Origin of the sequence: Pseudomonas sp. YL2 (assembly GCF_023063025.1) — a bacterium.
In the GTDB taxonomy this organism is placed as follows: Bacteria; Pseudomonadota; Gammaproteobacteria; order Pseudomonadales; family Pseudomonadaceae; genus Aquipseudomonas; species Aquipseudomonas putida_A.
In genome coordinates this window covers 478005-499885 of record NZ_JAJSLU010000002.1, presented here as the reverse complement: position 1 = coordinate 499885, position 21881 = coordinate 478005, and the positions used below count along the sequence as shown (strand labels likewise).

21 protein-coding genes are annotated in these 21881 nt (G+C 59.2%); 11 read left to right on the top strand and 10 right to left on the bottom strand.

All coding sequences use genetic code 11. The features are described 5' to 3' along the window. Positions 1-311 precede the first annotated feature (311 nt). From zapE to LVD08_RS05275, 3 genes are all read left to right on the top strand, one after another. Entirely contained in the window at positions 312-1430 is a 1119-nt protein-coding gene (zapE, locus tag LVD08_RS05285) for a cell division protein ZapE (RefSeq protein WP_247267644.1), read from the top strand. 17 nt (positions 1431-1447) lie between these two features. Continuing rightward, on the top strand, positions 1448-2029 hold the full coding sequence (locus tag LVD08_RS05280; protein ID WP_098963951.1) for a DinB family protein: 582 nt from the start codon (positions 1448-1450) through the stop codon (positions 2027-2029). A 108-nt stretch (positions 2030-2137) separates the two neighbouring features. Continuing rightward, positions 2138-2635, top strand: a complete 498-nt coding sequence (locus LVD08_RS05275) for a GNAT family N-acetyltransferase (protein WP_098968408.1) — start codon at positions 2138-2140, stop codon at positions 2633-2635. Between the two features lie 84 nt (positions 2636-2719). Here the strand turns inward: LVD08_RS05275 and LVD08_RS05270 are convergent, their stop codons facing one another. Then, on the bottom strand, positions 2720-2929 hold the full coding sequence (locus LVD08_RS05270; RefSeq protein ID WP_097089648.1) for a hypothetical protein: 210 nt from the start codon (positions 2927-2929) through the stop codon (positions 2720-2722). Positions 2930-3134: 205 nt separating this feature from the next. Further along, on the bottom strand, positions 3135-5381 hold the full coding sequence (locus LVD08_RS05265) for a TonB-dependent siderophore receptor (protein WP_247267643.1): 2247 nt from the start codon (positions 5379-5381) through the stop codon (positions 3135-3137). Between LVD08_RS05265 and LVD08_RS05260 the strand changes: the two genes are divergently transcribed. Further along, entirely contained in the window at positions 5368-5538 is a 171-nt protein-coding gene (locus LVD08_RS05260) for a GPO family capsid scaffolding protein (protein ID WP_143503118.1), read from the top strand. The two genes, LVD08_RS05265 and LVD08_RS05260, sit on opposite strands and share 14 nt — an antisense overlap. A gap of 40 nt (positions 5539-5578) precedes the next feature. Next, positions 5579-6937, top strand: coding sequence for a glutathione-disulfide reductase (gorA, locus tag LVD08_RS05255; RefSeq protein ID WP_247267642.1), 1359 nt, complete (start codon positions 5579-5581; stop codon positions 6935-6937). On the opposite strand, the gene LVD08_RS05250 is transcribed toward gorA, so the two are convergent. Next, entirely contained in the window at positions 6934-7950 is a 1017-nt protein-coding gene (locus LVD08_RS05250) for a DNA-binding protein (RefSeq protein ID WP_247267641.1), read from the bottom strand. The genes gorA and LVD08_RS05250 overlap by 4 nt on opposite strands. A gap of 177 nt (positions 7951-8127) precedes the next feature. Here LVD08_RS05250 and LVD08_RS05245 point away from each other — a divergent pair, with 177 nt between their 5' ends. From LVD08_RS05245 to ahpF, 3 genes are all read left to right on the top strand, one after another. Beyond that, the gene (locus tag LVD08_RS05245; RefSeq protein WP_247267640.1) at positions 8128-9066 is read left to right on the top strand and encodes a site-specific integrase; all 939 of its coding nucleotides are present in this window, start codon (positions 8128-8130) and stop codon (positions 9064-9066) included. 136 nt (positions 9067-9202) lie between these two features. Continuing rightward, positions 9203-9766, top strand: coding sequence for an alkyl hydroperoxide reductase subunit C (gene ahpC, locus LVD08_RS05240; RefSeq protein WP_003224621.1), 564 nt, complete (start codon positions 9203-9205; stop codon positions 9764-9766). 132 nt (positions 9767-9898) lie between these two features. Next, the gene (gene ahpF / locus LVD08_RS05235; protein WP_027612006.1) at positions 9899-11461 is read left to right on the top strand and encodes an alkyl hydroperoxide reductase subunit F; all 1563 of its coding nucleotides are present in this window, start codon (positions 9899-9901) and stop codon (positions 11459-11461) included. Positions 11462-11636: 175 nt separating this feature from the next. On the opposite strand, the gene gloA is transcribed toward ahpF, so the two are convergent. Beyond that, complete coding sequence (gene gloA, locus LVD08_RS05230; RefSeq protein WP_247267639.1) at positions 11637-12158, bottom strand: lactoylglutathione lyase; 522 nt, start codon at positions 12156-12158, stop codon at positions 11637-11639. Positions 12159-12297: 139 nt separating this feature from the next. On the opposite strand from gloA, the gene LVD08_RS05225 reads away from it, so the two are divergent. Continuing rightward, on the top strand, positions 12298-12816 hold the full coding sequence (locus LVD08_RS05225) for a DUF4946 domain-containing protein (protein WP_096797438.1): 519 nt from the start codon (positions 12298-12300) through the stop codon (positions 12814-12816). A gap of 218 nt (positions 12817-13034) precedes the next feature. Here LVD08_RS05225 and LVD08_RS05220 read toward each other — a convergent pair whose 3' ends face one another. The 3 genes from LVD08_RS05220 to LVD08_RS05210 form a co-directional block, all read right to left on the bottom strand. Then, positions 13035-13400 carry a histone-like nucleoid-structuring protein, MvaT/MvaU family gene (locus tag LVD08_RS05220; RefSeq protein WP_003224630.1) on the bottom strand — a complete coding sequence of 122 codons (366 nt, stop codon included), beginning with the start codon at positions 13398-13400 and terminating at the stop codon, positions 13035-13037. 234 nt (positions 13401-13634) lie between these two features. Beyond that, positions 13635-15170, bottom strand: coding sequence for an EAL domain-containing protein (locus LVD08_RS05215; RefSeq protein ID WP_027612003.1), 1536 nt, complete (start codon positions 15168-15170; stop codon positions 13635-13637). Positions 15171-15284: 114 nt separating this feature from the next. Continuing rightward, positions 15285-16157 (bottom strand): LysR family transcriptional regulator, encoded by an 873-nt coding sequence (locus tag LVD08_RS05210; RefSeq protein WP_247267638.1) that lies wholly within the window; start codon positions 16155-16157, stop codon positions 15285-15287. A gap of 78 nt (positions 16158-16235) precedes the next feature. On the opposite strand from LVD08_RS05210, the gene LVD08_RS05205 reads away from it, so the two are divergent. Both LVD08_RS05205 and hppD read left to right on the top strand, forming a co-directional pair. Next, the gene (locus LVD08_RS05205; protein ID WP_247267637.1) at positions 16236-17183 is read left to right on the top strand and encodes a DMT family transporter; all 948 of its coding nucleotides are present in this window, start codon (positions 16236-16238) and stop codon (positions 17181-17183) included. A 245-nt stretch (positions 17184-17428) separates the two neighbouring features. Further along, positions 17429-18505, top strand: a complete 1077-nt coding sequence (gene hppD / locus LVD08_RS05200) for a 4-hydroxyphenylpyruvate dioxygenase (protein WP_115989844.1) — start codon at positions 17429-17431, stop codon at positions 18503-18505. A 178-nt stretch (positions 18506-18683) separates the two neighbouring features. Here the strand turns inward: hppD and rarD are convergent, their stop codons facing one another. The 3 genes from rarD to LVD08_RS05185 form a co-directional block, all read right to left on the bottom strand. Next, the gene (rarD, locus tag LVD08_RS05195) at positions 18684-19565 is read right to left on the bottom strand and encodes an EamA family transporter RarD (RefSeq protein WP_027611999.1); all 882 of its coding nucleotides are present in this window, start codon (positions 19563-19565) and stop codon (positions 18684-18686) included. Positions 19566-19821: 256 nt separating this feature from the next. Then, on the bottom strand, positions 19822-20835 hold the full coding sequence (locus LVD08_RS05190) for an aldo/keto reductase (protein WP_247267636.1): 1014 nt from the start codon (positions 20833-20835) through the stop codon (positions 19822-19824). 69 nt (positions 20836-20904) lie between these two features. Beyond that, positions 20905-21804, bottom strand: coding sequence for a LysR family transcriptional regulator (locus LVD08_RS05185; protein ID WP_247267635.1), 900 nt, complete (start codon positions 21802-21804; stop codon positions 20905-20907). Positions 21805-21881: the final 77 nt, after the last annotated feature.

Below are 21881 nucleotides of genomic sequence, written 5' to 3'. Positions count from 1 at the left end.
TATGCGAATACTGCTGATCAGACTGAATGCCATGCTGCGAGACGGCACAGAGTGGCGGTGACGAACGGTGGTAGTAAGACAGTTGCTCCCACAGGAGGTTGTATTCCAGGCAGTTGCTGCACGCTGTTTTGAGGTCGCGAGATATACAGTCGATCTTTGCCCCCCCCACAGAACCCGTTTGGGAGTGGGCTTGCTCACGAAAGCGGTGTGTCATACAACGATGCTGCTGGCTGGCCTGACGCCTTCGCGAGCAAGCCCGCTCCCACAAAAGGGCGCCTGTTTTTCAGGGACATCGTGGCATACTGCCGCGCATGACTTTCGACTCTCCTTTAAGCGCCTGGCAACACGCGATCGAGCACAAGGGTTTCATCCAGGATGAAGCCCAGGAGCATGCGGTCTGGGCCTTGCAAAAATGCCATGAAGCCTTGCACGCCGGTGCCCGTTCGGTCACTGGCGTGTATTTGTGGGGCCCGGTCGGGCGCGGCAAGACCTGGTTGATGGATCAGTTCTATCAGACTTTGCGGGTGCCGGCGCGACGGCAGCACTTTCATCACTTCATGGGCTGGGTGCACCAGCGCTCGTTCCAGTTGACCGGCATCGCCGACCCGCTGCGAGCGCTGGCCAAAGAGTTGGCGGCGGAAGTGCGGGTGCTGTGTTTCGACGAGCTGTTCGTCAACGACATCGGCGATGCGATCATTCTCGGGCGGCTGTTTCAGGTGATGTTCGACGAAGGCGTGGTGGTGGTCTGCACCTCCAACCTGCCGCCGGATGAGCTGTACGCCGACGGCTTCAACCGCGACCGGTTTGTCCCGGCGATTGCCGCGATCAAGGCGCACATGCAAGTGGTGGCGGTAAATGGTGCCGAGGATCATCGCCTGCATCCGGGCGCGGGTCAGCAGCGCTATTTTGTCGCTGCGCCGGGACAGGGCAGTGCTCTGGAGCAGGTCTTCCAGTCACTCAACGCCGGGCAGCCCGCCAGCGCCGAGCCGGTGCCCGTCGGCCATCGTGTGCTGAACGTGGTGCAAGCCAGTGCGACGGTGCTCTGGTGCCGCTATGCCGATCTCTGCGAGCAACCATTTGCCGCGATGGATTTCATCGCACTGTGCGACAACTATCGGTCTATTCTGTTGAGCGACGTGCCGAACCTCAGCGCGCAGAAACGCGAAGGGCGCATCGCTCGCGGCACCGAGGACGGCTCGGCGCAGGTGGTGGCCGGTGACCGTGAGTTGCCGCAACTGTCGGTGCACGACGACGGCGTGCGTCGCTTCATTGCCTTGGTCGACGAGTGTTACGACCGTAAGGTGCCGCTGTACATTGAAGCCCAGGTACCGATGGAGGCGCTGTACACCGAGGGTTATCTGGAATTCCCGTTCCGGCGCACCCTCAGCCGGTTGCAGGAGATGCAGCTGCAGCGTTTTGCCGAATCCTGAGCGAAGAGGGCGCGAGCATGAGTCAACCGTTGTCGCATCATTTACTGACCATGGCCTACCAGAACGCGTGGGCCAATCATCGCCTCGGCAAAGCCTGGAATCAGCTCGACGCCACTGAGCTGGCGGCGCCGCGAACGAGCTTCTTTCCGAGTATCCGCCTCACCCTCAATCACATCCTGACGTGCGACTGGTTCTACGTCGACGCTCTGGAACGCGAGTTGCGCGGTGACGAACCGCATCCTGATTGCTATGTGTTTTTCAACCATGACGAGCCGTTTACCGAGGCCGCAGCGCTGCGTGAAGAGCAGGCGCACGTCGATCGTCGACTGATCGCTTATTGCGAACAACTGCGCGATGCCGATCTGGGGCGGATCGTCACCATCGCCCGGGAAACGCCGCAGCATGACAGTCGCTTGCGTATGCTGTCGCACCTGTTCGAGCACCAGATTCATCATCGTGGGCAGGTGCACGCGATGCTCAGCGCGACCACGGTGAAACCGCCGCAACTGGATGAGTTCTTCTGCGCCGGCGAGAGCGGGTTGCGTGCTCAGGATTTTGCCGAGTTGGGCTGGACCGAAGAGCTGATCTGGGGGCGCTGAAGCCTGGAAATCAAAAGATCCGGTTGTGGCCCGCAACATCCTCGCGGTAAGGTCGAACAGCCTTTCAGGTGCGCACTTTGCACGCCGGGGCCATGATCGGGGATGGAAATGGATTCCGCAGAAATTCTTGTGCTGCAAGCCAGTTACACCAATCCACTGCACGCCGAAGCCATCGGCATCGTGCTCAATCATTACGCAGAAGATCCCATGGGCGGCGGCCATTCGCTTGACCCGGAACTGTTGCGTCGCGTGCCGGAAGAACTTGCGCGCAGGCCTCATGCGTTCAGTGTGCTGGCGTTCGTCGGTGGCGAGCCGGCAGGGCTGGTGAACTGCTTTGAAGGTTTCTCGACGTTTGCCTGCAAGCCGCTGGTCAATGTCCATGACGTGGCGGTCGTGAGCAAATTTCGCGGCCTCGGCTTGAGTCAGAAAATGCTGCGCAAGGTCGAGGAAATCTGCCGTCAGCGCGGTTGCTGCAAGATCACCCTGGAAGTGCTCGAAGGCAACGAGGTGGCACAGAACTCCTACCGCAAATTCGGCTTCGCCCCCGGCATGTTCGACCCGGAACATGGCCGTATGCTGTTCTGGATCAAGGATCTGCAGGCATAAAAAAAGGCGCCCCGGACAGGGCGCCCAACTGTCGTCTCCGAGGCCAGAGCGGAGCCATCGGAGGTCCATCGGTTGCTCGGTGAATCAGTCGCGATAAGACTCGGTGACTTGCGCGGTCTGATCGTTCGGAACCTTCAGTTCCGCTGCTTTGCTATCGGTCGGCTGTTCGCTTGGCGCGTGGTGGACCGGGAAGTTGTCGTAGTAATGCCGCATGCGTTCGGCGCCGCCCTCGGCAAAGGCGCTGGCGGAACCGAGGGCGAGTAGCCCGGCAAGAATGGCGGTGGTGGTTTTCATGGTGCCTCCTACTGAAAAACGTGGGAGCCGTTCGTCCATGAAGCAGATCTCGGGGCACAGTGTCCCGGCGGGGAATTAACTCGGGGTTAACAGCGGTGGCGACGGGATTTGGTGACGCATTGCGCGTCACCTCGAGAGTGGGGCCGCTTCGCGACCCATCGGGGATGAATCCCCTCACCACAGGGGTTTTGTTTGCGTGGATTGGTCAGAGCTTCCAGTCCAGGCTCAAGGTCACCGTGCGCGGGTCGCCCCAGTACACGCCGTTGTAGAAGCCGACGTTGTCGTAATACTTCTTGTCGAACAGGTTATCGACGTTCAGCGACGCCGACAGATGCCTGTCGAACTCATAGCGCGACATCAGCTTGACCACGGTGTAGGCCTCCTGGTTGATCCGCGCCGGTTCGGTGATGATCCGGCCGTTGGCGCCGCGCCCGACCGGGCGGTTGGCCGCGCCGTAGACGTCGCTCTGCCAGTTCACCGCGCCACCCACGGTCAATGCGTGCCAGTTGCCCGGCAGGCGATAGGCCGTGGACAGCCGCAGCATGTTCAGTGGTTGAGCGGTGTTGCTGCGCTGTTTTTCGCCGTCGACGGAATGGGTGTAGGTGTAGCCGGCGGTCATGTTCCAGCCGCTGAGAATTTCCCCGGACACTTCGGCTTCGAAGCCATTGACCTTGTTACCCTTGCCGCCGGACTTGAAAAACTCCTCGCCGCTCACCGGGTCCGGGGGCACCGAGTTGTCACGCTCGGCGACGTTGTCCTGTTTGCTCCAGAACACTGCCGTCGCCAGGTTCAGGCGTTCGTCGAGCAGGCTGCCTTTGAGCCCGACTTCATAGTTGCTGCCGATCACCGGGTCGAGGTAATTGCGGTTGCTGTCGCGCTTACTCTGCGGTTTGAAAATGTCGGTGTAGCTGGCGTAAACCGTGTACTCCGGCGTCAGGTCGTAAAGCAGGCCGGCGTAGGGCGTCCAGATATCATTCTGGCGTTGATGGGTGGCATCGGTGCTGGTCAGTTTTTGCTGCGCATCATAGTAGTAATCGGTGCTGGATTCGTCCCAACTGCCATAGCGGCTGCCGAGTACTGCATGCAGCTCATCGGTCAGGCTCAGACGTGTCGCGAGATAACCGGCTTTCTGCCGGGTGATGCCTCGCGCGCCCGGCAGGCTGGTAACGGTGTCGGCGAATTTGCCGATGTCACCCATGTACTTCCAGTCGCGGATCTTGCCGTAGTCGGCGGCTTGGGGACTGTTGAAGGAGTAGGGCGAAGTCGAGCGGTTTTCCGCCTCGCCGTAGCCGAACATCATCTCGTGTTCGCGGCCGAACAGCTGGTACGGCCCTGACAGGTTGAAGTCGTACACGCTCATTTTCTGTGTGCCGAGCATGTGCCCCATGTAGGCCATCATGCCGCTGCGGTCGGTTTCAGGAAAACCGGCGCCGCCGTAATAGACCTTGCCGTCGGTATCACTTTCGCGGTGGGTGTAGGCGGCCTTCAGCTTCCAGCCATTACCCAATTGCTGGTCCAGGGTAACGAACGCGGTCTTGTCCTTCAGCGGCCAGGAACTCCAGGATGTCGCCATGTTGGTCGACCGTCCGAGGCCGGCCTTGCTGCCGTCGGCGTTCCAGTACGGCACGGTGCCCCAGGAGGTGCCCTGAACCTGCTTGTCCTGATAGTCGTAACCGACGGCAAGCACCGTGGAGTCGGTCAGATCAGCTTCGAGAATGCCGTAGCCGACCTCGCGCTGCAGCGCGTATTTGTCGCGGAACGACTGGCTGTCGCGATAGGCCAGCACCGTACGCCCGCGCAGCCGACCATCGAAGGCCAGCGGCCCGCCGACATCGACATAGCTGTAGTAGTTGTCGTAGCTGCCGCCACTGACCCCGGCCAGTGCCTGCCACTGGGCAGTCGGGCGCTTGCGCACCATGTTGATGGTGGCTGAAGGATCACCGGCGCCGGTGGTCAGCCCGGTGGCGCCGCGTACCACTTCGATGCGGTCGTAGATGATGGTGTCCGAGTCCGACTTCATGCGCCCGAAGGTGTTGAGCATCCCATCAATCTGGAAATTGTTGATCGGGTAACCCCGCGCCGAATAGCTGACCCGATCCGAGTCGTTGTGCTGCACGACGATGCCGGTGGTCTGGCGCATGGCTTCGGACAATGTACCGAGCTTGAAATCATCCATTTGCTGGCGCGTGACCACGGACACCGATTGCGGGGTTTCCTTGATCGACAGGTTCAGCCGCGTCGCGGTGCTCATCGCGCCAGTGGTGTAGGACTCGGTGTTTTCGGTATTAACGCCGAGACCTTCAGCGCTGACGCTGGTGGCGTCCAGTTCCAGCGCTTGGGCGGCGGATTGTGGCGCTGCTTCAGGATCGGTTTCAGCCAGCAGATCGGGACTCAACGCCATGCTGAACAAGCCGACAGTCAGGGTCATGGAACGGGTAATGGGCGCGAACATCGCAGCCGACTCCTTGTCTTCGAGGGAAAAAATCCATTGGTTCAAAGACGAGACGCAGCACGACGATTTAGTAACAAACAAGAAATATTATTATTTGGAGATATTTCCCGACTTCGCCGAGACGGGCGAAAAGCTGCTCACGGCGCTTGCCCAATAGACGGCGGCGGGTATGCTGTTGGCCTGCCGAGGAGATAGCAATGGCCTACGATTTTGACCTTTATGTGATTGGTGCCGGTTCCGGCGGTGTACGTGCAGCGCGCTTCGCCGCCGGTTTCGGCGCGAAAGTGGCGGTGGCCGAGAGCCGTTACCTGGGCGGCACCTGCGTCAACGTCGGCTGCGTGCCGAAGAAACTGCTGGTGTACGGCGCGCATTTCGCCGAAGACTTCGAACAGTCGTCCGGTTTCGGCTGGAGCCTGGGCGAAGCGAATTTCGACTGGGCGACCCTGATCGCCAACAAGGACCGCGAGATCAATCGCCTCAACGGCATTTATCGCAACCTTCTGGTCAACAGCGGCGTGACCCTGCACGAAGCCCACGCGAAGATCGTCGGCCCGCACGAGGTCGAGGTCAACGGTGAGCGCTTCACCGCGAAAAACATTCTGATTGCCACGGGTGGCTGGCCGCAGATTCCGGAAATCCCGGGGCACGAACACGCGATCAGTTCCAATCAGGCGTTTTTCCTCAAAGAGCTGCCGAAGCGGGTACTGGTGGTCGGTGGTGGTTACATCGCGGTCGAGTTCGCCGGGATTTTCCACGGTCTGGGCGCGAACACTACGCTGCTGTATCGCGGTGATCTGTTCCTGCGTGGTTTCGATGGCTCGGTGCGCAAGCATCTGCAGGAAGAGCTGACCAAGCGCGGTATGGATCTGCAATTCAACGCCGACATCGCGCGCATCGACAAACAGCCTGACGGCAGCCTGAAAGCGACCCTCAAGGATGGCCGCGTGCTGGAAGCCGATTGCGTGTTCTACGCCACGGGCCGGCGTCCGATGCTGGACAACCTTGGGCTGGAAAACACCGATGTGCAGCTCACCGACAAAGGTTTCATCAAAGTTGACGAGCAATACCAGACCAGCGAGCCGTCGATTCTGGCGCTGGGTGATGTGATCGGTCGGGTGCAACTGACGCCAGTGGCGCTGGCCGAAGGCATGGCGGTGGCGCGGCGCTTGTTCAAGCCTGAGCAATACCGTCCGGTGGATTACAAGATGATCCCGACCGCCGTGTTCAGTCTGCCGAACATCGGCACTGTCGGCTTGACCGAAGAGGAGGCGCGGGAAGCGGGGTATGAAGTGGTGATTTACGAGAGCCGCTTTCGCCCGATGAAGCTGACGCTGACCGAGTGTCAGGAGAAAACCCTGATGAAACTGGTGGTCGACGGCAAGACCGACAAGGTGCTCGGTTGCCACATGGTCGGTCCGGACGCGGGGGAGATCGTCCAGGGTCTGGCGATCGCGCTGAAGGCTGGCGCGACCAAGCGTGACTTCGACGACACGATCGGGGTGCACCCGACGGCCGCCGAAGAGTTCGTCACCATGCGTACGCCGGTCGGCGCTTAAGCGTCCTTCGCTTTGGTTGTGTCTGGCGCTGCCGCAACGGTAGCCGCCAGACGCAAGCTGTCCTCGAGGCTGGCCTGAGTCTTGGTCAGTTCCTTTTCCAGTGACTGATTGAGCTGCCGCTGTTCGTCGGCATCCTGTTTCAGCGTCTGACTTTCCAGCAGGGCCACGCGCAGGCGTTCCTGGAGGAGGGTGCGTTCGTTGTCGACGCGAGTGGCTTGCTCCAGCAACTGATCCTGACGCTGGTTGCTGTGCTTGAGCTGATCCTGCATCAGGCTCAGTTCGCGCTGAGTGCCGCGGTTTTCCGTGAGCAGGCGTTCGTTGTCGCGATGCAACTGAGTGATCTCGTCCTGACGCACCAGTGCACTTTGTTGCGCCTGGCGCAATTCCATCTGCAACTGCTGCAGCTGTCCTTCGTGACGGGCCTGCTCCTGCTCGCGCTGCTCTTTAGTGGCGTTGCGGTAGTGCTCCAGAGCATCACGGGCGTGCAGATGTTTCTCTTCCAGCGAGCGGATCTGCTCGTCCTTGTCCTGCAGGCGCAATTCGAAATCAGCCAGCGCCTGATTGAGTCCGGCGTTGCGGGTTTGCTCGGTCTGCAGCATCGAGCGGGTTTCTTTTAGCGCTTCGGATTCCTTGGCCAGCGCCGCGCCTTGAATGTCGTGCTGTTGTTCCAGTTGCTCAAGTGCCTGGCGCACCTGCTTGAGTTCCGCTTCCAGGATTTCGCGCTGCTCTTCGAACTGCTCGCGCGCTAGTTCGATCGGCTCTTGCGCCTGTTCTTTCAGGCGCTGGGCGAGACGCGAGACCAGTGCAGTCAGCTCGTCATTGATCGGTTCTGCGGACGCTTCGACCGGTTGGCTGCCGTCATCCAGCTCTTTCAGATAGCGATGGATCGTGGTTTTCGAACCGGTGTTGCCCAGTTCGATGCGTACTGCATCGATGCTGGGGTGTTCGCCTCGGGCCAGAATCGCTGAGCGCGCGATCTGCACCACTGCTTTGTTAACGCCACCACGGGCCATTTTAACTCCTACCATTACGTACTGTGGTACATGCCACCAAAGTACGCAGTGTACCACGCTGAAAATAAAGTTAAATGCTTGATTAATCACAGGCGGGATATACTGGTATTACCCAATGTCAGACCCCTGAATCGGGTTTTTCATCCAGCAATCAGTACGCCTGCGAGAACACTGCCCATGAGCGAGATCGATCGCTACCTGCAAGCCGCCACCCGTGACAACACCCGCCGCAGTTATCGTTCTGCGATCGAGCATTTCGAAGTGAAGTGGGGCGGCTTCCTGCCAGCGACCGCCGACAGCGTGGCGCGGTATCTGGTCGAGCATGCCGGGGTGCTGTCGATCAACACACTGAAACTGCGGCTGTCAGCGCTGGCGCAGTGGCACAACAGTCAGGGTTTTGCCGATCCGACCAAGGCCCCAGTGGTGCGCAAAGTGTTCAAAGGCATTCGCGCACTGCATCCGGCGCAGGAAAAACAGGCCGAACCGTTGCAATTGCACGATCTGCAGCAAGTGGTCGACTGGCTGGAGCAGGAAACCAGTAGCGCCAGGCAGAATCAGGATCGTCCGCAGTTGCTCAAGGCCTATCGCGATCGGGCGCTGATCCTGCTGGGCTTCTGGCGGGGCTTCCGCAGTGACGAGTTGTGCCGTCTGCAGATCGAGCACGTGCAGGCGCACGCCGGCAGCGGCATCACCCTCTACCTGCCGCGCAGCAAGGGCGACCGCGACAACCTCGGGCAGACGTATCAGGCGCCGGCGCTGCTCAAGCTGTGCCCGGTGCAGGCTTATATCGACTGGATCACCGAAGCAGCGCTGGTACGCGGCCCGGTGTTTCGCGGCGTTGACCGCTGGGGCCATCTGAGCGAGGAGGGCTTGCACGCCAACAGCATCATTCCGCTGTTGCGTCAGGCGCTCGAGCGCGCCGGCATCCCGGCCGAGCGTTACACCAGCCATTCCCTGCGCCGCGGCTTTGCCACGTGGGCGCATCAAAGCGGCTGGGATCTGAAATCGCTGATGAGTTACGTCGGCTGGAAGGATATGAAGTCAGCCATGCGCTATGTTGAAGCCAGCCCCTTTCACGGGATGGCCCGGATTACGGATAAACCGGCTTCGTCGTAGATATGGTTTTCTTCTATTAATACAGTCCGCTAATAGCGAAAACAAATCAGCAGCATCAGGTTTGCCAATGAGCCATCCGTCGAGTGAGTGGGTAGGATTCACCCATCGAATTCACAACCCTGACGGAGAGTCATCAATGCCTATCATCAACAGCCAAGTAAAACCGTTCAAAGCTACCGCATTCAAAAACGGCGACTTCGTACAAGTCTCGGACGCTGACCTGAAAGGCAAATGGTCCGTAGTGTTCTTCTACCCAGCCGACTTCACCTTCGTGTGCCCAACCGAGCTGGAAGACCTGGCCGACAACTACGCTGCGTTCCAGAAACTGGGCGTGGAAATCTACAGCGTTTCGACCGACACCCACTTTGCTCACGCTGCCTGGCACAACACTTCGCCAGCCATCGGCAAAATCGAATACACCATGATCGGCGACCCGACCCACGTCATCTCCCGCAACTTCGACGTGCTGATCGAAGAAGCTGGTCTGGCTGACCGTGGCACCTTCGTGATCAACCCTGAAGGCCAGATCAAAATCGTTGAACTGAACGATGGCGGCGTTGGCCGTGACGCTTCCGAGCTGCTGCGCAAGATCAAGGCTGCTCAGTACGTTGCTGCTCACCCAGGCGAAGTTTGCCCAGCCAAATGGAAAGAAGGCGAGGCCACTCTGGCTCCGTCCCTGGACCTGGTCGGCAAGATCTGAGTCTGTGAGACACGCAACACAGGGCGGGATTCCGCACCTACTTCAGTAAGCTGCACCGCCCATTGAAAAAGCCCGGGCGAGATTCGCTCGGGCTTTTTTTCGCCTCGAATAAAGACACAGGAGATCGCCCGTATGTTGGACGCCAATCTTAAAGCCCAGTTGAAATCGTACCTGGAACGGGTTACCCAGCCGATCGAGATCGTTGCTTCCCTCGACGACGGTGCGAAATCCCGGGAAATGCTTGACCTGCTGAAAGACGTTGCCAGTCTTTCGAGCCAAATTACTCTGATCGACAGCGGCACCGATGCCCGCAAGCCGTCGTTCTCGATCAATCGCCCGGGTGCCGACATCAGCCTGCGTTTCGCCGGCATCCCGATGGGCCATGAATTCACCTCGCTGGTGCTGGCCCTGTTGCAAGTCGGCGGCCACCCATCGAAAGCCAGTGCCGAAGTGATCGAACAGATCCGCTCGCTCAAGGGTGAGTTCAGTTTCGAAACCTACTTCTCGCTGTCGTGCCAGAACTGCCCGGACGTGGTCCAGGCGTTGAACCTGATGGCCGTGCTGAACCCGAACATCCGTCACGTCGCCATCGACGGCGCGCTGTTCCAGGACGAAGTCAACGATCGCAAGATCATGGCGGTGCCGAGCATCTACCTCAATGGTGAAAACTTCGGTCAGGGTCGCATGGGCCTGGAAGAAATCCTCGCCAAACTCGATACCGGCGCCATCGAGCGTCAGGCCGAGAAAATCAGCGCCAAACAAGCCTTTGATGTGCTCGTAGTAGGAGGTGGCCCGGCCGGTGCGTCGGCCGCGATCTATGCCGCCCGTAAAGGCATCCGCACCGGTGTTGCGGCTGAGCGCTTCGGCGGTCAGGTGCTCGACACCATGGCCATCGAGAACTTCATTTCCGTGCAGGAAACCGAAGGCCCGAAACTGGCCACGGCGCTGGAAGAACACGTCAAGCAGTACGACGTCGACATCATGAACCTGCAACGCGCCGACAAGCTGATTCCCGGCAAGAACGGCGAGCTGCACGAAGTCCACTTTGCCAGCGGTGCAACCCTGAAAGCCAAGAGCGTGATCCTGGCGACCGGTGCGCGCTGGCGTGAAATGAACGTGCCGGGCGAGCAGGAATACCGTAACAAGGGCGTGGCGTACTGCCCGCACTGCGACGGCCCGCTGTTCAAAGGCAAGCGTGTGGCGGTGATCGGCGGCGGTAACTCCGGCGTCGAAGCTGCCATCGACCTGGCCGGTATCGTTGCTCACGTCACGCTGCTGGAGTTCGACGTGCAACTGCGTGCCGACGCGGTACTGCAACGCAAACTGCACAGCCTGCCGAACGTCACCGTGATCACCAGTGCGCAAACCACTGAAGTCACCGGTAATGGCGAGAAGGTCAACGGCTTGCGTTACAAGGATCGCAATACTGACGAACTGCGCAGCGTCGAGCTGGAAGGGATTTTCGTACAGATCGGTCTGCTGCCGAACACCGACTGGCTCAAAGGCACCATCGAGCTGTCGCCGCGTGGTGAAATCATCGTCGACAACCGTGGCGAGACCTCGATCCCGGGGATCTTCGCAGCCGGCGACGTGACCACTGTGCCGTACAAGCAGATCGTGATTGCGGTGGGCGAGGGTGCCAAGGCTTCCCTCAGCGCGTTCGATCACTTGATCCGTACTTCCGCGCCGGCGTAAAACGGCAGTCGCTGAAACGAAAAAACCCATGAGCGATCATGGGTTTTTTATGCCTGACACAATCCAATTGTAGGAGTGAGCCTGCTCGCGATGGCGGCTGCACATTCAAAACATCATGGCCTGACACACCGCTATCGCGAGCAGGCTCACTCCTACAGGAGAAATTTGCAGTCAGTTACAGCGGCGCAGGCTGAATGATTTCAACCCAGTAGCCATCCGGGTCCTTGATGAACGCCAGGCTTTTCATACGGCCATCAGTCAGGCGCTTCTGGAAATCACAGCCCAGCTCTTCAAAACGTGCGCACGCGGCAACGATGTCTGGCACCGAGATGCAGATGTGGCCGAAACCGCGTGGGTCGGTGTTGCCATTGTGATAGGCGAAGTCGGCGTCGTTTTCGGTGCCGTGGTTGTGGGTCAGTTCCAGAATGCCGGGGATCGCCTTCATCCATTCGGTGCGGGCGGCGGCGTCGGCCGGGATCTGCGCCTTGTCGACCAGCGCGAGGAAGTACAGGCTGAATTCGGCTTCCGGGAAATCACGCTTTTCAACCAGCGAGAAGCCCAATACGCGGGTGTAGAAGTCCAGCGACTTGGTGATGTCCTTCACACGCAGCATGGTGTGGTTGAAGACGAAGTTGCGGGTTGCGCTGTCTGGAGTGGCGGTGACGCCAGGGAAAGTGTTCAGTTCGTGCAGGCTCATAGGCCCTCCGTAACAATGGGGCGAGTGAATGGGCGCAATGATACGCATGCGGGGCGGCATCGCCAAACCGAATGCGCGGCTTGCTCTGTGGGCGGCCGGGCCTCAGACTTTGCAGCTCAATCTGCGAGTGCCTCTGGTAATGATCCGACCGTTCAAAGCGCTGTTCGTTTGCCTTTTCTCATCGCTGCTTGCCGGTCCGGCGCTGGCGGATCAGCCCAGTATCACCTGGCCTGCAGGCTGGGAAGTAGAGGCGCTGCCTGATCAAGCCCCTCAGGTTTCGCGCCAGCGCGCGGTGAAAAACGATGCTGACGGCAATCAGGTGATGGTGATGGAGTTGACCATGAGCCAGGTTGAGGCAGGCCATCAGGTCAATGTGCAGGGTGTCCTGCTGGAAATGCGCAAATCTATTCAGAAAGACTTCTTCCAGGGTGGCTATCAAAGCGTTTGCAACAAGATACATCCGGCAAAACTCGCCGCTCTGGATGCACTGGAGACCACCTGCACGATCACCGAAAACGGCCGTCATGTGTTGTCGCAAACATTGGTTGCTGCGGTCGCGACGGATAAGGCTTATGTACTTTCTTACGCGGGTCAGGCTGAGGTTTATAAGGCGAGCGCCGAGGAAATAGTCGCAGTGAGAAACAGCTTGAAACTTTAAGCGTCTGTTTGCACCGCGACGGGTTTAGATACCCGAAGGAATTAAGCACAAAGTTTAGCAGCGGTTACGGCCGCAACATCCTGGCGCAAACTGTTTGGCCTCACGTCTTGTGGGTGTTAAAGCGAATTGATAATTAGCGCGGGGGAAATCGTTGCTTTTGTTAGATATTGTCGAAAAAAAAGCCCTGCATAGAGCAGGGCTTGTTTGTTGACGCAAGATTAACCGCGCAACCAGGAATCAACGGTGGCTGCACCGTACTGTTCCTTCCAGGCTTTCAGGCCGCGGTGGTTGCCGCCCTTGGTTTCGATCAGTTCACCGGTGTGCGGGTTCTGATAGACCTTGACCACGCGAGCGCGGCGGGTTTTCGGTGCGGCAGACACTTGCAGGCCGGACTTGGACGGGTTCGGATCGAGGATGGCGATGATGTCTTTCAGGCCTTTGCCGTAGGTTTTCATCAGCCCCTGGAGCTTTTCTTCGAATTCGATTTCTTTCTTGAGCCCGGCATCGTTCTTCAGTGATTCCAACTGCTTGAGCTGTTCCTGAAGGGCCTTTTCAGCTGCACGAAATTCAGCGAGTCTGGACAATATCTTTACTCCAATAGTGTGTTTGGCTGATACCAACCGCAAACAAAGCTATAAGCCAAGAGCCTTGAAGCGACTCGGTGATAATGGCTCACCTGCCAATCTTGCACAGGCTGAAAAAATTGTAGTAGTTAATGCGCCAAGAGTAAATCCTGATCTTGTCGTCATGTAACAACAGTGGTGTTTTGTATCAATTTGGTGCGCCCGGTCGCAGCGCCGGGCTTAATTTATTTTTAGTTAATGGTGACTTAATGCATCGATGAAGTCGGCGCCAGGCATGGGTTTTCCGAACAGATAGCCCTGCAGGAAGTTGACGTGGTGTGCGGTCAGATAGTCAGCCTGAGCCTGAGTTTCTACACCTTCGGCAACAATACCCAAATCGAGCTTGGCCGACAGTTCGATAATCGTGTCCAGAATATGCCGCGACAGCGCATCAATGCCGATCATCGCGACGAAACTCTGGTCGATCTTGAGAAAATCGACATTGAATGTTCGCAGGTAGCCCAGGCTTGAATGGCCGGTACCGAAATCGTCGATGGCGATCATCACCCCCAGCGCGTGCAACTGCTCGAACAATAGGTGCGTGACATCGGTTGGCTCAATCAGCTCGCGCTCGGTCAGCTCCAGCACCAGGTTGATACTGCCGGGGGCAAAAGCAGCGAGAAACCCGCGACAGTCTTCGACCAGTTGCAGATCCTGGCAATGGCTGGCGGTGATGTTGATGCCGATGTGGAACGGTTTGTCGAACTCCGCCGACAACGGGCCGAGCAGGGCGGCTGTCTGCTGCATCAGCGAACGAGTCATGGGCACGATCAGGCCTGAATGTTCGGCAAACGGAATGAACAGATCCGGACGCACCAGACCCTCCTTGGGGTGATTCCAGCGCATCAGTACTTCAGCGCCGGACCACTTCCGGCTGTCGCCATGCACCACCGGCTGGAAGTAGGGAATGAATTCGCCAGCCTCCAGCGCGCGCAGCATCTCATGGCTGGGCGAAGTGGCGCGCCGTTGCAGGACATGGGCGATAGCGCCCGCGATCACCCCGAAAAATATCAGCAGACTGAACAGCGGCGGGTATTCGCCGGCCATGTAGCGCCACGTTTGCCCCTGCGGAAAGCCTGCACTGACACTGAAGGCATAGCGCGAAGACGCGAGCATACTCTGCGCCACCGGTAACGGCGGCAGGGCGCCTTGATGCACCTTGCCATCGACGGACAGCCAGTTATCGCCGACCTGCAACAACAGCAGCGTCTGCCGGCCGATCAGGCGCAGGATGTTGCTCAGGTGATAACCATCGAGGGTGGTCAGCGCGCCACCGCGACCTTCGCTGAGGCGATACACCAACAGCGCGGTGTTGGGCGTGACGGGGTTGCCATTCATCAACCACAGTTTGCCCTGCGTATAGTCACCCGGGTTCACGGCCTCCTTGAACTCCCCGAACAGCGAGCTGCAATAGAGGTTGTTGTCCCACACCAGATTGGTCGAGCGCACAAAAGGTCGACGGGTCACCTGCTCACGCAAGGCCAGTTTGACGCTGTCGCAGGGCTGGCCGGCCAGGGGCAGCAGTTCGCTGGCGGCCTGGGCGGTGTTGTCGAGCATCAGTTCAAACTGGCGCAACGCCTCCTCGGCGGTATTTTGCGTGCTCTGTTGCAAGGTGCGTTCGGCTTGCAGATACAGAATCCCGCCGCCTAGCAGGACGGGCAAAACACCACAAAGCAGGCTCACAAAAATGCGTACGCTGCGTTTGCGGCGGGGTCTGACGGTCAAGGGCATAGGCGCATCCTGTTGCGATGGATTGGAACTCTCGAATGCTGGCCTGGCAACGGCGCACCGGTGAAAACAGCGGAGTCAGAAGGGATGATAGATGGCCGTTGGCGCTTGTGCTGCTCACGGCTGGTTGATCTGTCTAGCGAGTTCGATAAATGCCCGCGTGGCGGGCGACGCCTGACGCTGATCGAGGACAGCGAGGCCGATCAGACGTTGCACCGCCGGCAACAGCGGTTTCTTCACGTAACGTGGGGCAGGAGCGCCCGGCAACGAGCCTTCGGCGACGACGGTGATTGCATCGCCCCGGCTGACGACGTCCAGCGTACTGAGCAATTGCGAGCAACGATAGCGAATGTTCGGTTGCAGACGCGCGGCGCTGAACAGACGCGAAACCAGTTCCGATGAGCCGGCCTCGGTCAGCACAAATGGATCAGTGCACAGATCCTTGAGGCTTAGTGCGGCCTTTGCGGCCAATGGATGATTGGACGGCAGCAGGGCAACCATCTGATCTTCGACCAGAGCAAAAGTGTCGAAGCGTTCCTCGGGCAACACTACAAAACCGACATCGATTCGCCGCTCTTCCAGCCACTGCAGCACCTGCCGGTCCGGCCCCTCATCAATGTGCACTTCGATGCCCGGATGCACTTCGCGATAGCGCTGCAGAATCTTCGGCAGCAACTTGATCGATGACGTCGGGCCGAATGAGCCAATACGCAACGTACCGCTTTTCATGCCCCGCGCATCGGCCGCTTCCTGGCGCAACGTGTTGGCCAGACCGAGCATGGCCCTTGCGCGCTGCAGCAGTTGCTCGCCGATATCGGTGAGCTCCACCTGCGACTGGTGTCGCCGCAACAACTCCACGCCCAACTCCTGTTCCAGCGATTTCATCGCGTGGGATATCGCCGACTGCGAAATCCCCAGACGATGGGCAGCGAGGGTAAATCCGCGCAGTTCGGCGACCAGCGAGAAGATCTCCAGTTGTGTGAGGGTCATGAGTGTTTACTCATTTTACGATGAGAGGGCATGAGGGGAATGATACGCCATCCTTCAACTTCTTTCGTTTGGAACATCATGCGCAACCTTGAGCAAACCCACCTAACGGCCTCCGACCGGCCGGTTTACCTGACGCTGGCAGCGGTAACCATGATTTGGGGCGGGACCTTTGTCGCAGGGCGTTTTCTGACGGGCAGCCTCAGCCCGTTGTTCGCCGCCAGCCTGCGCTTCCTGCTCGCCAGCGTGGCGTTGCTCGGGTTTCTGTGGATAGCGCGTATCCCGTTGGCGCGACCGACACCCGGGCAATGGCTGCAACTGACGTTGCTCGGGTTCTTCGGCATTTTCCTCTACAACCTGTGCTTCTTTTATGGTCTGCGGTACATCAACGCTTCACGGGCTTCGTTGATTGTCGCGTTGAACCCGGCGGTGATCGGTCTGGCCTCGTGGTTGTTGTTCAAAGAGCGCCTGGGTCGGGCGAAAGTCGCCGGTATCGCGATCTGCATCACGGGCGCCGGCCTGGTGATTGTCAGCCGTGACCCGCGACTACTTGCCGTGACACCCGATGCGTGGATCGGTGATCTGTTGATTTTTGGCTGCGTGTTGAGCTGGGGTGTTTACTCGCTGTTTTCCCGGGGGCTGAACCAATCCATCGGCCCGCTGCAGACCGTGACCTTTTCCGTGTTGATCGGCAGCGCGATGCTGTGGGCGCTGGCAATGTTGCGTGGCGAGGTCAGCGGAGCAGCCTTGATCAGCCTCGGAACGCCACAATGGCTGAGCCTGATTTACCTCGGCGTGTTCGGCTCGGCGCTGGCTTACATCGGCTACTACGATGGCATCCGCAAAATCGGCGCGACCCGATCCGGCGTGTTCATTGCCCTGAATCCGCTGACCGCGGTGGTGCTCGGCGCGCTGCTGCTCGGCGAGCAACTGACGTTGAGCATGTGCCTGGGCGGCGGGTTGGTGCTGGTGGGGATTTACCTGTGCAACAAACCCCTTGCACCGATGCGAAAAAGGCGGATTTTATAGAGAGGGCAGACAACCCTATTTACGCTGTGTAGAATCGGGTTACGCATACAATAATAAACGTCTTCTGGCAGCAGAAGCCTCGCCCGCAAGAGCCTTGGGTCGACAATGAAGATATTCGGGTTTCAACTGATCTACGGTGACTTCCTCGCCCGCAGTGTGCGAGGCATCTCCTGCGCACCTCCCGCCGGTCTCAGCATTACTGACAAATAACTCTGGTTAATTGATAAGAATGATGAGGCGTCACCATGGCAGATTTATACGAAAACCCAATGGGCCTGATGGGCTTTGAGTTCATCGAGTTCGCATCGCCGACTCCTGGCACCCTGGAGCCGATCTTCGAGATCATGGGCTTCACCAAAGTCGCGACCCACCGCTCCAAGAACGTGCACCTGTACCGTCAGGGCGCGATCAACCTGATCCTCAACAACGAACCCAATAGCGTCGCTTCGTACTTCGCGGCCGAACACGGCCCGTCGGTGTGTGGCATGGCGTTCCGCGTGAAGGATTCGCAAAAGGCCTACAGCCGCGCACTGGAACTCGGTGCTCAGCCGATCCACATCGAAACCGGCCCGATGGAGCTGAACCTGCCAGCGATAAAGGGCATCGGCGGCGCGCCGCTGTACCTGATCGACCGTTTTGGTGAAGGCAGTTCGATCTATGACATCGACTTCGTGTTCATCGAGGGCGTTGATCGCAACCCGGTCGGTGCCGGTCTGAAAATCATCGACCACCTGACCCACAACGTGTACCGCGGTCGCATGGCCTACTGGGCCAACTTCTACGAGAAGCTGTTCAACTTCCGCGAGATCCGTTATTTCGACATCAAGGGCGAATACACCGGCCTGACCTCGAAAGCGATGACCGCTCCGGACGGCATGATCCGCATCCCGCTGAACGAAGAGTCGTCCAAGGGCGCCGGGCAGATCGAAGAGTTCCTGATGCAGTTCAACGGCGAGGGCATTCAGCACGTGGCGTTCCTCACCGACGACCTGATCAAGACCTGGGATCAGTTGAAGAAGATCGGCATGCGCTTCATGACCGCGCCGCCGGACACCTACTACGAAATGCTCGAAGGCCGTCTACCGAACCACGGCGAGCCGGTTGATCAGCTGCAATCGCGCGGCATCCTGCTCGACGGCTCGTCGAACCCGGACGACAAGCGCCTGCTGCTGCAGATCTTCTCGGAAACCCTGATGGGCCCGGTGTTCTTCGAATTCATCCAGCGTAAAGGCGATGATGGTTTCGGCGAGGGCAACTTCAAGGCGCTGTTCGAATCGATCGAGCGTGACCAGGTGCGTCGTGGTGTGCTCGCGACCGAGTAATCCGCCGCCAGAATGAAAAAATCCCGGCTTGCAGTCATGCACAGCCGGGATTTTTTTGCGTCAGAAAAAACTGTGGGAGCGGGCTTGCTCGCGAATTCGGTCTTTCGTTCAAGGTCTTTGTTGACTGAACTGACGCTTTCGCGAGCAAGCCCCCTCCCACAGTAGTTTTGTGTTGCTTTTAAGACCTGCGTTGTCGCATCAGGTGTTTGAAGCCTTCGAAGATCAGCACCACAACGGCGAGCCAGATCGGAATGTAGGTCAGCCACTCGCCGGCCTTGATGCTTTCACCGAGCAACAGCGCCACGCCGAGCAGCAACACCGGCTCGACGTAACTGAGCAAACCAAACAGGCTGAACGGCAGCAAGCGGCTGGCAATGATGTACACCACCAGCGCCGAAGCACTGATCAGACCGAGCAGCGGAATCAGCCAGAGCAAGCCCGGATACTGATCGAACACGGCGAAACCTTGCTCACCACCGCGCACGAACCAGTACGCCACCGGCAGCATCAAGGTCATGTCGACCCACAGACCGCCCAGGTTGTCGGTCTTCAGGCGTTTGCGCAGGACGAAATACAGCGGGTAACCGACCACGACCACCAGGGTCGCCCAGGAAAATCCGCCGACCCGATACAGCTCGTTCGCCACGCCGAGAACGGCAAAGAACACCGCGATTTTCTGCAGGTACGACAGGCTGTCGCCGTACACAATGCGCCCGGTCAGTACCATCGCCAGCGGCAACAGGAAATAACCCAGCGACACATCGAGGCTGTAGCCGTTGAGCGGCGCCCACATGAACAGCCACAACTGCACGCCGAGCAAACCCGACGAAACAATCAGACCGCCAATCAGCTTTGGATAGCCCGCCACCTTGCGCAGCAACTCCAGCACCCGCCGCCATTCACCCGACACCAGCATGAACACGGTCATGCACGGCACGGTCAGGAGCATCCGCCAGCCAAAGATTTCCACGCCGCTCAACGGGGTGAGCAGCGAGGTGTAGTAATACATGACGGCAAACAGCACCGAAGCTGAAACCGATAGAGCGATACCTTTAGACAAACTGTCCTCGCGGATGGGTGATCAAACAGGGCGCGCAGGATACGTGGTTTTTGTGCTGAATATTGGCCGAGTGATCAATATTTCCCACATCCTGAAGATAAGCACAAAACCTGTGGGAGCGAGCCTGCTCGCGAAAGCGGTGTGCCAGACAACGCAGATGTTGAATGTGCCGGCCTCTTCGCGAGCAGGCTCCCACAATGGATTTGTGTTGCCCTCGTAATCTGCTGACGCCGCTGATGCCCGGCTTGTGAGGCTTTCAGGCCTGACGCGGTTTACGGCCTGACACAAAATGGCTCACATCGTTAAACCCCGGCGTCGAAGCATGCCCCGGCGTCACCAGCGAGTCGATAAACGCTTCATCCTCCGCCGTGATCTGCACCGCCTGCGCCTTGGTGTAAGCATCCCACTGCTGTTCGGTGCGCGGCCCGACAATCGCCGAGGTCACCGCGCTGTTGTTCAGCACCCAGGCAATCGCGAATTCGACAATCCCGACGCCACGGCCCTGGGTGTACTGCTGAATCTGCTGGGCGATGCGCAGCGATTCCACGCGCCATTCGGTTTCCAGAATGCGTTTGTCCTGACGCCCGGCGCGGCTGTTGGCGTCGGGAGCGGCGTCGGGTGCGTATTTGCCGCTGAGCACGCCACGGGCCAGCGGGCTGTAAGGCACCACGCCGAGGCCATAGGTTTGCGCGGCGCTGATCTGCTCGGTCTCGGCCTGGCGGTTGACGATGTTGTACAGCGGCTGACTGATCACCGGGCGATCAACGCCGAGGTTGTCGGCGATACGGATCACTTCGGCGATGCGCCAGCCGCGATAGTTCGACAGGCCCCAGTAACGGATCTTGCCCTGGCGAATCAGGTCGCCAATTGCCGATACGCTGACTTCCAGCGGCGTGTTGTGGTCTTCGCGGTGCAGGTAATAGATGTCGAGATAGTCGGTGCCAAGACGGGTCAGGCTGGCCTCCAGACCATTGAAGATGTGCTTGCGGCTCAAGCCGCTGCGGTTTGGCACGCCGTCCGCCGGGCCGAAACCGACCTTGGTTGCCAACACCCATTCGTGCCGATGGCGGGCAATCGCCTCGCCGACGATTTCTTCCGAGCGGCCGTTGGTGTAGACGTCGGCGGTGTCGATGAAATTGATGCCCTGATCCCAGGCCTTGTCGATGATGCGCAGCGAGTCCTCGGCGCTGGTCTGCTCGCCAAACATCATCGTGCCGAGGGTGAGGGTGGACACCTGCAACCCCGAGTGCCCCAGTGTGCGGTAGCTCATGCCGAAATCCTTTTATCGGGTGGGAAAACTCCAATCAAATACCAGAAGCATCCGACGGGGCAAAGTGAATTATCGGCTGAGTGCTGCGCAACGCGTCTGCAAAAACGCCTGCAACACCCGAACGCGTTCCGACACCTGCACCCGATGCGGGCACAGCAGATTGAACGGCACGCTCTCGCCATGCCAGTCATCGAACAGCGTCAGCAGGCGTCCGCCGCGCACATCCTCGGCGACGTCCAGCCAGGCTTTGTAGGCAATGCCATGCCCGGCCAGGGCCCAGCGCCGCGCGACTTCGCCGTCATCGCTGAAGTAATCGCCGTGGACTTCAACTTCCAGCGTTTCGTCCTCGCGACTGAAGCGCCAGGTGTTGTAGGGCCGACCATTGCGCAGGTAGAGCAAGGCGCTGTGTTCGCGCAGTTCGCCGGGATGTTGCGGTGTGCCATGGCGGGCGAGATAGTCCGGGCTGGCGCAGGCAACACGGCGATGCGCCGGCAGAATCGGCAACGCTACCAGCGTCGAATCACTGGGCACACCAAAGCGCAGCGCGACATCCACGGTTTCGCGGAACAGATCGGCGTGCCGATCGTTGAGCAACAATTGCAGTTGAATATTCGGGTGTGCACGTTTGAAGTCGTCCAGCCACGGCAACAACACGTTGCGCCCGAAGTCCGAGGGTGCGGCCAGTTGCAGCACACCGCTGAGGCCTTCGCCGTGTTGCTTCAGTGCCTGCTCACCTTCGGCCAGGGCGCCGAGGGCAATGCGTACGCTGTCGAGATAACGCCGACCTTCTTCGGTCAGGCGCATGCTGCGGGTGGAGCGCGCGAGCAGGCGGATACCGAGTCGGGTTTCCAGACGCTTCAAGGCGATGCTTGCGGCGGCCGGCGTCAGTTCAAGAGTGCGGGCAGCGGAAGAAATACTGCCGGAGTCGGCCACGCGGACGAAGATCTCCAGATCGAGAATCGAGCTCATTGGTAAAAATCCTTTAAAAATCTGTGCGTTTTTGCGGGATTTTTCCGTGATTGGCAAGCTTGGGCATTGCAATCAGT